17 protein-coding genes are annotated in these 12,388 nt (G+C 42.3%); 6 read left to right on the top strand and 11 right to left on the bottom strand.

The window, feature by feature from the left end:
• Positions 1-242: 242 nt before the first annotated feature.
• From FTU83_RS12785 to ubiG, 7 genes are all read right to left on the bottom strand, one after another.
• Positions 243-653, bottom strand: a complete 411-nt coding sequence (locus tag FTU83_RS12785) for an RcnB family protein (RefSeq protein ID WP_168379728.1) — start codon at positions 651-653, stop codon at positions 243-245.
• 242 nt (positions 654-895) lie between these two features.
• Complete coding sequence (locus FTU83_RS12780; protein ID WP_180022986.1) at positions 896-1,306, bottom strand: RcnB family protein; 411 nt, start codon at positions 1,304-1,306, stop codon at positions 896-898.
• 311 nt (positions 1,307-1,617) lie between these two features.
• Complete coding sequence (locus FTU83_RS12775; RefSeq protein ID WP_168379727.1) at positions 1,618-1,773, bottom strand: hypothetical protein; 156 nt, start codon at positions 1,771-1,773, stop codon at positions 1,618-1,620.
• Between the two features lie 232 nt (positions 1,774-2,005).
• The gene (locus FTU83_RS12770; RefSeq protein WP_180106780.1) at positions 2,006-2,425 is read right to left on the bottom strand and encodes a hypothetical protein; all 420 of its coding nucleotides are present in this window, start codon (positions 2,423-2,425) and stop codon (positions 2,006-2,008) included.
• A 169-nt stretch (positions 2,426-2,594) separates the two neighbouring features.
• Positions 2,595-3,344, bottom strand: a complete 750-nt coding sequence (locus FTU83_RS12765; RefSeq protein WP_078190639.1) for a YciK family oxidoreductase — start codon at positions 3,342-3,344, stop codon at positions 2,595-2,597.
• Between the two features lie 36 nt (positions 3,345-3,380).
• Complete coding sequence (locus tag FTU83_RS12760; protein WP_180004328.1) at positions 3,381-4,079, bottom strand: HAD family hydrolase; 699 nt, start codon at positions 4,077-4,079, stop codon at positions 3,381-3,383.
• The gene (gene ubiG / locus FTU83_RS12755) at positions 4,079-4,789 is read right to left on the bottom strand and encodes a bifunctional 2-polyprenyl-6-hydroxyphenol methylase/3-demethylubiquinol 3-O-methyltransferase UbiG (protein ID WP_078190637.1); all 711 of its coding nucleotides are present in this window, start codon (positions 4,787-4,789) and stop codon (positions 4,079-4,081) included. Before ubiG ends, FTU83_RS12760 begins: the two co-directional genes overlap by 1 nt.
• Positions 4,790-4,971: 182 nt before the next feature.
• Here ubiG and FTU83_RS12750 point away from each other — a divergent pair, with 182 nt between their 5' ends.
• Entirely contained in the window at positions 4,972-5,589 is a 618-nt protein-coding gene (locus tag FTU83_RS12750) for a thiol:disulfide interchange protein DsbA/DsbL (RefSeq protein ID WP_111885097.1), read from the top strand.
• A 59-nt stretch (positions 5,590-5,648) separates the two neighbouring features.
• On the opposite strand, the gene FTU83_RS12745 is transcribed toward FTU83_RS12750, so the two are convergent.
• On the bottom strand, positions 5,649-6,326 hold the full coding sequence (locus FTU83_RS12745) for a TetR family transcriptional regulator (protein ID WP_180106778.1): 678 nt from the start codon (positions 6,324-6,326) through the stop codon (positions 5,649-5,651).
• A 176-nt stretch (positions 6,327-6,502) separates the two neighbouring features.
• Between FTU83_RS12745 and rph the strand changes: the two genes are divergently transcribed.
• Entirely contained in the window at positions 6,503-7,219 is a 717-nt protein-coding gene (gene rph, locus FTU83_RS12740) for a ribonuclease PH (RefSeq protein ID WP_078190634.1), read from the top strand.
• 150 nt (positions 7,220-7,369) lie between these two features.
• A complete protein-coding gene (locus tag FTU83_RS12735) occupies positions 7,370-7,615 on the top strand; it encodes a hypothetical protein (RefSeq protein WP_180008601.1) in 246 nt (81 codons plus the stop codon).
• Between the two features lie 73 nt (positions 7,616-7,688).
• Here FTU83_RS12735 and nadC read toward each other — a convergent pair whose 3' ends face one another.
• Complete coding sequence (gene nadC / locus FTU83_RS12730; protein ID WP_111885101.1) at positions 7,689-8,534, bottom strand: carboxylating nicotinate-nucleotide diphosphorylase; 846 nt, start codon at positions 8,532-8,534, stop codon at positions 7,689-7,691.
• Between the two features lie 198 nt (positions 8,535-8,732).
• Between nadC and ampD the strand changes: the two genes are divergently transcribed.
• Both ampD and murJ read left to right on the top strand, forming a co-directional pair.
• Entirely contained in the window at positions 8,733-9,305 is a 573-nt protein-coding gene (ampD, locus tag FTU83_RS12725) for a 1,6-anhydro-N-acetylmuramyl-L-alanine amidase AmpD (RefSeq protein ID WP_078190631.1), read from the top strand.
• An 86-nt stretch (positions 9,306-9,391) separates the two neighbouring features.
• Positions 9,392-10,933: a murein biosynthesis integral membrane protein MurJ gene (gene murJ, locus FTU83_RS12720; protein WP_180022314.1), complete on the top strand. Its 1,542-nt coding sequence runs from the start codon at positions 9,392-9,394 to the stop codon at positions 10,931-10,933.
• Positions 10,934-11,103: 170 nt separating this feature from the next.
• On the opposite strand, the gene FTU83_RS12715 is transcribed toward murJ, so the two are convergent.
• Positions 11,104-11,262 carry a DUF1328 domain-containing protein gene (locus FTU83_RS12715; RefSeq protein ID WP_005006601.1) on the bottom strand — a complete coding sequence of 53 codons (159 nt, stop codon included), beginning with the start codon at positions 11,260-11,262 and terminating at the stop codon, positions 11,104-11,106.
• Between the two features lie 167 nt (positions 11,263-11,429).
• Here FTU83_RS12715 and FTU83_RS12710 point away from each other — a divergent pair, with 167 nt between their 5' ends.
• On the top strand, positions 11,430-11,882 hold the full coding sequence (locus tag FTU83_RS12710; protein WP_180106783.1) for a YcgN family cysteine cluster protein: 453 nt from the start codon (positions 11,430-11,432) through the stop codon (positions 11,880-11,882).
• Positions 11,883-11,909: 27 nt separating this feature from the next.
• On the opposite strand, the gene FTU83_RS12705 is transcribed toward FTU83_RS12710, so the two are convergent.
• Positions 11,910-12,386: a DUF523 domain-containing protein gene (locus FTU83_RS12705; RefSeq protein WP_180106776.1), complete on the bottom strand. Its 477-nt coding sequence runs from the start codon at positions 12,384-12,386 to the stop codon at positions 11,910-11,912.
• Positions 12,387-12,388: the final 2 nt, after the last annotated feature.

Below are 12,388 nucleotides of genomic sequence, written 5' to 3'. Positions count from 1 at the left end.
CTGATGCTAGTTGGTCTAACACCTTGCAATGTTTGTCTTTTATACGTAATTTAAGGGTTTTCATGTACTTATATTAACAATCAAAACTCAAGGAAAATAGTCCTTAGTTAAATCAAACGACACTTCAGGTCGTGTCGCTTATATCTCTGACCTGAAGGACAGAGTTTTACGCTCCATTTGATAAAAAAACACCTGAACAGTGTTCAGGTGTTGGGAAAGGGACTTAAGAGATCGTCGAATGATTAGCCATTCTTAATGCGAATGATGCGATCGGTACGATCATTGACTAGCACGTAGTCACCATTGATTTTGTACCATTGTTGATAACGACCGGTGTTCGGTAAGCGGCGCGCTTCACGGTCACTCACTTTGTAGCGGCTTGAATCGAAATAACGAGGAAAGCTTTGACCAACACGCCAATCGCGGCTTGGATTTACACGACGAAAGTCATTACGGTCGTAGCGATTATTGTCATAACGGTTGTTGTTATTCCAATTACTCGGACGGTGATCTTTGTCCCAACGGTTGTCTTGATGTTGGTATGACGGATGGTAACGGCGGTCATCTTGACGATGGTCTGGCGCAGCAATGGCTGCTGTTGTTGCCATCAAAGCCGATACGGAAAGAACTAAACTCGATACGATTTTGTTCATGGGACACCTCTATACATTTCTAATCTGTTTTTCGATGATTCAAAATTAGCGAGAAAGTTCAGAGAAAGCGTGGGGGCAATATAGTTGAATTGTGAAATGTATGGAGGAAATTTGAAGGTGTGTAAATGATCTGAACGCTAGGCAGCATCAGCTTTTGCGGTTAAACATTAAAAAAAACTCATAAAAAAAGCCCAGAGTTGATCTGGACTTTAAAAATATGGCGAAATTAAATTCAAAACGGCTTACATACCTAAAATTTTCAGAATACTGTTACTATCTGAGTTGACCAATATGTAGTCATTATTGATTTTATACCATTGCTGATTACGCGATGGTTTAGGTAAGTTATGGTCTTTATAATCGACTTTATAACCATTACCACGATAATGCTGTGGCATCACATAGCCCGTTTGCCATTTATGTTGTTGCAAACGTTTGACTCCACGTTGTTCACGCATACGGCGTCGATCTTCAAGATCGTCATCGTCCTGATAACCACGGTAATCACGATCTTTTTTCATTTGACCATATGCATTGCCGCGTGGGCCATCAAAGCCACGTTCATCGTTCTTGAAGTGAGGCGCTGCAGACGTGATGCTGCTTGCTATTAAAGCACTGAAAGAAATAGCCAAAATTGGCAAAATCTTTTTCATGTTCAACCCTCATGAGTAATTTATCTTCAATATCACTACTGTACGCATTAAATGCAGAGAAACTGTGAAGAAAGATGAATATTTCTTTAAATAAAACGAAGAGATTGCGGATATTATGCGATAAATTTGGCGCCGGGAACAATCTTTCCATCTTGAAAGAGATGGTCCGATAATGCGCGCTTTTTATCCTTGCAATTCAGCTTTGATTAAATTTGAGGTCTATTGTAAGCACGATCAAAACAGCCCATCAAGTCTTGACAGGCAAATGAGAGGAGAGATGAAAGACTGAAAATGTTGAGTAACTTCGGGTTTCAGTACCACTGCTCGTTTAGGCATTGGAGTGAATAAATTGCTTGAGCCACAGATTCAGCTTGCTCGGCATCGTCCATTGCAGAGATCAAATTTTCAGTCAGTTGTAAGTTTTCAATTGAACGAATGGTTTCAATTTTGCGTGTTTGATCAGCCATTTGGGTCTCCTTGCCGTCGGTCTATGTCATGGCAAGCAGTCTATGCTTTTATACTTAATTTGAAAAACCGAATATTATTATAAAAATAATTTAAAAATACGATCAATGGAAAGTTGGGTAATGAAGCTGTCTATTGATCAAAGCTTGTTGAATTTCAAATGCTAATCTAAGGGTTTAAAAAAAGGGCATCAAATGGCCCTTTTTAAACATGAATTTTTCACTTGGAACACACTTAGTATGCGTATTTCAGGTCAGTATAATCCGTTAATGATTTTTGAATATGAGCTTGAATAAATTCATTAATATCTTCAGGTGTCATTGCTGCACCTTGTTTGGTAATCACATGCTCAAACGGTGCTTGATCTTGCGCAATGATGCGATAAACAAAGTTAGTGATCACTTGAAAGCCTGCTTCTTGCTTTTGAATGCAAGTGACATAGAAATAGGCATGCTCAAAGTTTAAGTCAGTATGCGAAAAAATAAATTGTTCAAATAATTTTGCATTTTGACCGACATCTAAGCCTTTTAAATCGTCCACGATACTCGGGTCGAATTTCATGCCATATTTTGCTGAAATGGGTTGACCCTCGATCAGTAGGTTAACCATGCCATCCTCAGTTGGAGTCACTGTAATATTGCTAAAGTCAGACATGTATCAATCCAATGTTTTTAAAGAATGCCCCAAGTATCGGCAAATTTGCTAAAAACTCAAGTCGACTTTCGCGTGGTCACTGCAAAATCATTCGGTTAATGATGCGTTGTAAAGATTCAAGACATAAAAAAAGGAAGCGCGATCTTCCTTTTTAAATTGGGTTTTCACCCTATTCATCTTGGGCATCTATGCTGGCACCAGTTAAATGCAAGCTGTCGTCACCCATTAAATATAAATATGCAGGCATGATGCTTTCAGGCGTAGGCAAAGTTTTTGGATCTTCGTCTGGATACGCCTTTGCACGCATGGCAGTACGTGTCGCACCAGGGTTAATACAGTTAAAACGAATATTGGGGTGTTCATTTTCTTTAGCGAACAATGTGCTTACGGCTTCAATGGCAATTTTTGAAACCGAGTACGCGCCCCAACGTTCACGGGCTTCACGCCCCACACCTGAACTGGCAAAGACCACTGAGGCATGCTCAGATTTTTGCAGTAGGGGCATCAGCTCTTGAGTCAGTACAAAGGGCGCACGAAGGTTCACCGCCATGACATCATCCCAAACATCCACAGGATAATGTTCTAGTTCAGTTCGCTCACCCAAAATCCCTGCATTATGCAAAATGCCGTCTAGGCGACCAAATTGCTTTTCTAAGGTATCGACCAACAGCTCATAATCACGAGGAGAGGCACTAGACAGTTGTAGCGGTAAAATCGCCGGTTGGGGGGCACCCAAGCCTTCAATTTCATCGTAAATCACTTCTAGTTTATTCAGTGTGCGTCCATGTAAGACCACGGTTGCGCCATGTAAGGCATAACTGAGGGCAGCCGCACGGCCAATACCATCGCCCGCACCTGTAATCAGGATAATGCGATCTTTGAGCAGATCGGGGCGAGGTTGATATTCTGAATATTTCATCCGTACCTCCTCGTTTTATTGTGTTGTGTTCTATCGTTATAAAGTCGCTGTGTTTAGCGTTTTCGGTTTGATGACCAAATCATGAATGACTTCATGCAATTCAGCAACAGTCTTCACTATACAATCTGCATGCCAAGCTGTTAAGTCATCTTTGTGTTGTAAAGGTAAATAGCCATAAGCCGCAAGAATTGTGTACATCTGCGCATTACGACCGGCATCGATATCACGTGGATGATCACCGACATAGATACAGTCTTGAGCATCTAGATGAATGTGCTTGGCTGCTAAATACATCGGCTCTGGGTCTGGCTTGGTTTTACTGACATCGTCTGGGCAAACCAATACCGAGCAGCGCTCAGTCAAATTCAACGCTTTGAGCAACGCTTCACTGAGTGAACGCGGCTTATTGGTGACAATACCCCACGGAATTTGATACTGTTCAAGTTCATCGAGTAGCGGATACATGCCTTCAAATAGGTCTGTATCGACTGCTATATCCGCACCATAAAGCGCTAAAAAACGCTGACGATGTGCCAGAAAAATAGGGTCTTCCACATCTAACTCAGGATAGACCAGTTTGACCATGGCACGCGCGCCTTCAGATACCTGTACACGAATGTCGTCAGCACTGACCACCGCAATGCCTTTGTCACGGCACATGTCTTGAATAATACGAATAAAATCAGCCGCGGTATCAATCAGTGTACCGTCAAGATCAAAGAGTACAGCTTTCATTAGGCTTCTTTCACCGTATGAACCATGTAGTTCACATCCACATTCGGTGCGAGCCAATAGCGTTTGGTAATCGGGTTATAATGTAAACCTGTCATATCTTTGAGTTTTAACTCGGCTTGACGAATATCATGAGCTAATTCTGAAGGTTTAATAAACTTCGAATAATCATGAGTGCCTTTCGCCAACATGCGTAAAACATATTCCGCACCAATAATCGCAAACAAATAGGCTTTAGGATTACGGTTAATGGTCGAGAAGAACACATGACCACCCGGTTTTACCAGCTTTTGACAGGCTAAAATGATCGAAGCTGGATCGGGTACGTGTTCGAGCATTTCCATACAGGTGACGACGTCATATTGACCTGCTTGCTCTTCTGCCAATTGCTCTACAGGTACTTGGCGATATTCAATATTTTGTACATTTTCTTGTTCGGCATGTAAGCGTGCAACATTCAACGGCGCTTCGCCCATGTCGATACCCAATACTTGCGCACCGCGACGTGCCATGCTTTCAGCTAAAATACCGCCGCCACAGCCCACATCTAATACTTTCTTGCCAGTGATACCATTTGAATGCTCATCAATCCAGTTCAAACGCAGGGGATTAATCATGTGCAAAGGGCGGAACTCAGAATGCTGATCCCACCATATGGCTGCGAAAGCTTCAAATTTGGCAATTTCTTGTGGATCAACATTCAATTGCGACATCGGTTGCACCTCAATCAAGTCTTTATATTTTAGAAAAAAGTTTATGGGAGTTAGTGTAGCGCGTCCTGAAAAAAAAGCGATAAAAGCCTTAAAAAAGTTCACAGAATGAAAACGAAATCGACAGATTTGATTTATAGTGTTGCCATAAACTAATCATAATGATTTTGAGGACGATAAGTTCAATGAAAAAATTCCTTTTAGGCACGATTACAACAGCTATTTTGGCTTTTTCTGGCAGTGCGATGGCAGCGCAATTTGTCGCGGGGACTGATTACACAGTTATTCCAAAACCGATTAAAGTCGAACGTCCGGGTAAAATCGAAGTCCGTGAGTTCTTTTGGTATGGCTGCCCACATTGTTTTACATTAGAACCGCATATGCAAACGTGGTTAAAGCAATTGCCTAAAGATGTACGTTTTGTCCGTACACCTGCAGCAATGAATCCACTTTGGGAACAAGGCGCGCGTGCTTACTATGCATCGGAAGCACTGGGTGTTCGTCAAAAAGCACATTTACAATTGTTCCATGACATTCATGTGGGTCAAAAAAATATCTTAGAACAAGGCGCATTTGCTAAGTTCTACACCCGTTATGGTGTTCCTGAAGCGAAATTTAACAGCACATTTAAATCATTTGCTGTGTCTTCAAAAATTGCTCAAGCGAAAAGCTTAGCGGCTCAATATCAATTGAGCGGCGTGCCTGCGATTACCGTCAATGGTAAATACATCGTACAAGGTGAAGATGCACGTACCGTTGAAATCGTGAAATTCCTTGTTGATAAAGAACGTAAAGCGAAATAACAGTGTTTTGAAAAAGCCGCACTCGATGCGGCTTTTTTTATGCAGGCATATTTTGCGTTTTAGGTCGATAAATTTTGTGGATCAGCGATTTGAGCCAAAGATCGATCCCAATGCAAAATGCCACGAAATAAGAGCTGAACTTGGGTCTGAGCTTGGCGGCGAAATTGTTGCAGCGCATCAGTACGTTGTGGAAGTTCAACATGTCGATGTATGTCAATCCACTGCATTGCCCAACTTAAGGCCAATTCAAACAAAATTTGTCCCAATACTTTGAGGTCTTGTTCGGATTGAATATGTTGAGTCGCTTCAACTTGAGCCAGTGCATGGGCCAAATCGGTACTGAGAAAATTAAACTCACGAGTAATGGCTTGTCTTAAGAATGCTGAACCACCCCAACGTTCAGCAATAAGAAACATCCATGCCTCAGGAAATTGCTCAACGGCATGAAATAAATAATCCAGACTTTGTCGTGTGCGTGCATCTGGTGCTTGAAAGCATTGCTGACTCAGTTGATTGAGGACATTCCGAAGGTGCAGGGCCATTTGGTCGACTAGTTCCAAACCGAGCTCATCCATGTCCTGAAAATGGCGATAAAACGCAGCAGGAACCAAGCCGACATGACGGGAAATTTCGCGTAAGCTCAGACTGCTAAAAGAACGGCCTGTGGTACTCAATGCAAGCGCTGCATCAAGGATAGCTTTACGACTTTGTTGCTTACGTTCTTCCCGTATCGACATGCAATTCGTCCTGAATTTTGCGTGGCTTCAGTCTAACAAATTTCCTGATGTCGTACGATGGGCCTATCAAAACTTGGATGAATGGATTTTGTAAATGCACACGAATGCATCCCGAATCTGGCTGTACCTTCTGTTATAATGTGCCGCAATCAATTTTGTCAGATTAAGGACTCATTATGCGTATCGACCAACGAGCATTAGATCAATTACGTGAAGTAAAAATTACCCGTAACTACACACGTTATGCGGAAGGTTCTGTATTGGTTGAATTTGGTCATACAAAAGTTCTTTGTACTGCAAGTGTTGACAACTCAGTACCGCGTTTCCTTAAAGGAAAAGGTCAGGGTTGGGTGACTGCTGAATATGGCATGTTACCTCGTTCAACACATACACGTACCGACCGTGAAGCGGCACGTGGTAAACAAAGCGGTCGTACTCAAGAAATTCAACGTCTGATTGGTCGTAGCTTACGTGCGATGGTCGATTTGAAAAAATTGGGTGAAAATACCATCAGCATCGACTGTGATGTGATTCAGGCAGATGGTGGTACACGTACAGCATCAATTACAGGTGCAGCAGTTGCTTTGGTCGATGCGATGAATGTCTTGCTTGAAAATAAAAAAATTAAACAAGATCCATTAAAAGGTTTAGTTGCTGCGATTTCTGTAGGGATGTATCAAGACGAAGCATTACTTGATCTTTGCTATGAAGAAGATTCAAGCTGCCAAACAGACATGAACGTAGTGATGACACAAGCTGGTGAGTTCATTGAACTTCAAGGCACAGCAGAAGACAAACCGTTTACACGTACCCAATGTAATGAAATGCTTGAATTGGCTGAAAAAGGCATTCAAGAATTGATCAAAAAACAACAAGAAGCTTTAGGCTGGTAAGTTGTTTGATTCAGTTCAAACTGAATAAAGAACGCATCTTCGGATGCGTTTTTTTATGCGTTGAATATAGAAAATCCAACACGAATCGGCTATTCAGTAGCGTGTCTTTGGCTCAAATTAATAGGATCAGGATGCTTTGAAGGACTAAAAATGAAAAATTGGATGATGTATTTTTCTTTGTTCATCGTATTGTTGATCAGTGGTTGTGATTTTTTTGGAAATCAGGATCAAGAGCGTGAAGGTGGTCGTTTTTCTGAACAAAGTGAAAACTCAAAAGATCAGGACGATGATCAAGATGAGCGCGAGCAGCATGAAGACGATGCGGAGCATGAAAAGGACTCCGAGCATGAAGATGAAGCTCGACGAAGTTCAAAACAACAGCAAGATGATGATTAAGTCATGCTAGATCTTAAGCATCAAAAAGGGTGCTACAGCACCCTTTATTTATGTTTAGAGTAAGTCTAGAGCGTTAGGCATTAAAGCGCATCGATAAATCAATCGCTGTGACATCTTTGGTAAGTACACCCATCGAAATATAATCGACCCCTGTCGTTGCCACTTCACGTAAGTTTGCAATAGTGATATTGCCTGAGGCTTCAAGTTTGCAGCGACCATTGACGTGTTTAACGGCATCAATCATTTGTTGCTGACTAAAGTTATCCAACATCACAATATCCGCACCTGCTTCCAATGCTTGGTTGAGTTCATCCCAAGTTTCGACTTCAACTTCCACAGGTTTACCCGGTGCAATCTGGTGTGCTTTGGCAATCGCTTGTTGGATGCCACCTGCTGCCATGATGTGATTTTCTTTAATTAAAAACGCATCAAATAAACCTAAGCGATGGTTTTGACCACCTCCGACAGCAACCGCATATTTTTGTGCAATACGTAGGCCTGGCAAGGTTTTACGGGTATCGAGTAGACGAGTATGCAAACCTTCAAGCTGCTGGACATAGGCAGCGGTTTTGGTCGCAACCGCAGATAAGGTTTGCACAAAATTTAAGGCTGGACGCTCAACCGTCAGTAAGCTACGCGCAGAACCTGCGAGTTTTAAAAAGGCTTCGCCTGCGGCCACACGGTCACCATCATTTTTCAACCAAGTGACTTGGACAGCGGCATCATAAGCCTGAATGAGTGCATTGACCCAAGGCTGACCCGCCAAGATCATCTCTTCACGGCTGATAATCGTTGCAGTTGCTTGTTCATCTTCTGGAGTTAACAGGGCTGTAATATCGCCTTCGCCAATATCTTCTTGTAGTGCGTGTTGAATATTGATTTGGATTGATTGTTCAAGCAAAGATTGCGATATGCTCATAAGAAGTTCCGTATCTTTTTAACCCAGGAAAATGTGCGCGTTATATTAGCATTGTTCATGAAAAATGAGCGATTTTTAACTCCTTTCACAGACTTGAATTGAGATTTCAATGTGAAAGTTTTAGCATTAAACCTTTCAAGTAGGGCTCGGCGTTTTGATCTGCAGCATTGCAGGCCGGCTTAGACACAGGATTTTTTTATGTCACAAGCAACAACATTTCAGGTGCAGGATGGGCAATTGCTAGGTGCGCGTCAAATTCCATCACCGAATTTTAACCAGCGTCCTGAAGATACCGAAATTCAGCTTGTCGTCATTCATAATATTAGTTTGCCACCTTCTCAGTTTGGAGGTGGTTATATCGAACAATTTTTCCAAAATCAGTTGGATTGGTCGAAACATCCTTATTTTCAAACCATTGAAGGGATGCAAGTATCGACACATTTATTGATTCTGCGTACGGGTGAAGTCCTACAGTTTGTCAATTTTAATGATCGGGCTTGGCATGCAGGTCGTTCAACCTATTTAGCACAAAAAGAATGTAATGATTATTCGATAGGCATCGAACTCGAAGGAAGTGATGATTTACCTTTTGAAGCTGCACAATATGCTGTGCTGACCGAGGTCGTGGCGTGTTTACAACAGGCTTATCCTAAAATTCAACAACATATTGCAGGGCATTCAGATATTGCACCGGGACGTAAAACTGATCCGGGTCCATTTTTTGAGTGGAACGCTTTTCGTCAACAGCTGCATCATTTTAAAAACAAATAAACAATACACACTGCGTTTAATAAACCAATGAAATTCCTTGACGAGTTTCATTACAATAGGCGCACTTTCAAAAGTGAGAAATACCGATGGCGCTTTGGCGTTCGACAGTTATTGTCAGTGCAATGACTATGTTGTCCCGTGTATTGGGACTGGTACGGGATATTGTCCTGTTAAATGTATTTGGTGCAGGTAAAGACTTCGATACCTTCGTGGTTGCCTTTCGTATTCCTAACTTTTTTAGGCGTTTATTTGCAGAAGGGGCATTTTCACAAGCCTTTATTCCTGTATTGACTGAATATAAAACCAGTCGAACCCATGCCGAAGTCCAGATTCTGATTAGCCGTGTTTTTGGCTGTTTAGGTCTGGTGATGACCAGCTTGACGTTCATCGCGATGGTGGCCGCACCCGCGATTATCTATATCTATGCACCGGGTTTCCATGGTGATGCAGACAAGTTTGCGTTAGCCACCGATATGTTCCGCCTAACGATTCCTTACTTACTGTTTATGTCCCTAACGGCATTTGCCAGCAGTATTTTGAATAGTTATGGCTCATTCAGTACACCTGCGTTCGCTCCAGTGTTACTCAATGTCGCGATGATTGCCGGTGCGCTGTGGTTAACCCCTTATATGGCTGAGCCAATTATGGCTTTGGGTTGGTCTGTTGTCGCGGCAGGATTCTTGCAATTGGCGATTCAGATTCCAGAGCTGTGGCGTAAAAAATTACTGATTCCACCGAAAGTTGACTTCAAACACGAAGGTGTTGATCGCATCATGAAGTTGATGCTGCCAGCACTGTTTGGTGTCTCAGTGACGCAGATCAACCTACTGTTGAACACCATTTGGGCGTCTTTCATGCAAGATGGTTCAGTATCATGGCTGTATAGTGCTGAACGTATGACCGAGCTGCCTTTAGGTTTGATTGGGGTGGCCATTGGTACCGTGATTTTACCGTCATTGTCTGCACGCCATGCTGAACAAGATCAAGAAAAATTCCGCCGTATGATTGATTGGGCAGCTAAGGTCATTATCTTGGTGGGTGTGCCTGCCAGTATTGCGCTTTTCATGCTCTCTACACCTATTATTCAGGCCTTATTTGAACGTGGTCAATTTAGCTTTGAAGATACACAGATGACCGCATTGGCATTGCAATGTATGAGTGCCGGTGTGATTTCATTCATGCTCATTAAAGTGTTTGCACCAGGGTTTTATGCGCAGCAAGATACCAAAACTCCAGTACGTGTAGGTTTAATGGCGGTCGCAGCCAATGCTATTCTGAACGTGGTGTTTATTGGGTTCTTTAAACTGATTGATTGGCATGCTGAGCATATGGCTTTGGCATTGGCATCATCGGGTTCCGCTTTAGTAAATGCAGGGATGCTGTATTTTTATTTACATAAGCGCAATATTTTCCGTTTTGGTGCGCATTGGAAAAAATTGGTGATTCAGTTTGCGATTGCCAATGCTGTGATGATTGCTGCACTGTGGTATGGCTTAACATGGTACAACGGTGATGTATCTGCGTGGATGCGTGTCGCGGAAGTGATCATCTTATGTGTGATTGGCATTGCTGCTTATGGGATTGCTTTAATTGCAACCGGCTTTAGACCTCGTCACTTAAAACCTTAAAGCTAAAACCTACAGCGTAATGCGTTTGACGTTGATGTAAAAAATAAGAGCCCATAGGCTCTTATTTTTTTGATTGAGACTCAAGATGATAAAAACATAGGTTTCTGATTCATGAGTCTGAGGGGAGTAATTTGTAGTTTAAAACGACATTGAATCAGTCACTCAGTCGCCTAAACTTTTCCTCGAGAGAGGAAACCAACAATTGCGAGAATGACTGCAATAACCAAAAGAATAACAGCAAAGTCTTTGGATAAGCCTGCAACACCACCAAAACCTAGCAGACTCGCAATCAATGCAATTACAGCGAAAATAATAGCCCAGCGGAACATAGTTTTATCTCCATGTGATTTTTTATTCTGTCTCATCAGTATAGGAGTCACAGAAAGCATGCTATGTATTCTTTTGTTTATTTAATGTTCAATATTCGGTAACTTAAACAAGGAATTTATGTGCGGGTTCAGTTAATATGCCTGCCACCTTCGTTGCGAGCGAGAAGATGACCGATACTCTACGCCCACATTTTTGGAAAAAGCATGCTTTGACTGAACTCACTCATTTGGAGTGGGAGTCCCTCTGTGATGGTTGCGGGCTGTGTTGTTTAATCAAGCTTGAAGATGAAGATACTCATGAGGTTGCCTACACCAAAGTGGCATGCAAACTTTTAGATTGTGAAACTGCCAGTTGTTCCGATTATCCAAATCGTCAATCACACGTTGCAGACTGTATACAGCTGACGCCACATCAGATTCACCAATTTCATTGGCTACCACCGAGCTGTGCTTATCGTAGAATTTCTGAAGGTAAAGATTTACCACGTTGGCATCATCTAGTGACGGGAAATCGTGACAGTATTTTGAAGGCAAGAAAGTCTGCCGCAGGGCGTTGCATCAGTGAAGAAGACGTCAACCCTGACGATATTGAAGATTATATTGTACGTTGGGTACGCTAAAGGACACAGATACGCTCTATCTTGGATCTAGAGTTGATCTTGTATCATAGCCAGAAAGTCTTGTTCTGACAGAACCTGAAAACCGTGCTGTTTGAGGAGTGCTGTGGTTACCCCATAGCCTTCAATTTTCGTACGGGTAAAGCTGCCGTCATAAATATAATGGCTGCCGCAAGACGGGCTGCGATCTTTCAAGACAACAACATCAACTTTGTGTAATTGGGCCAATTCTAACATTCGTTGAGCACCTGCAATAAATTCAGCACTAATGTCTGTCCCCAAAACATCTTTAACTTGAGCTGTACCATTGAGCACATCACTGGCTTGACCATTTTGAATTTCTGCAGGAAAACGTGGACAGCTAAGGCCGCCCATCATTTCTGGGCAGGCCGTAATGACTTGGTGAGTCTGCATCAGTTGGCAAATTGCTTGTTGTGTATTTGATTTGGCATCATAACGAACGGGTTGGCCTGCCAAACAGGCACTGACTAAATACTTCAGTGTCATCG

It is taken from the genome of Acinetobacter sp. YH12152 (assembly GCF_013418285.1).
GTDB lineage: Bacteria > Pseudomonadota > Gammaproteobacteria > Pseudomonadales > Moraxellaceae > Acinetobacter > Acinetobacter amyesii.
The sequence above is the reverse complement of the archived record's forward strand: the minus strand, read 5'-3'. Positions and strand labels throughout refer to the sequence as shown.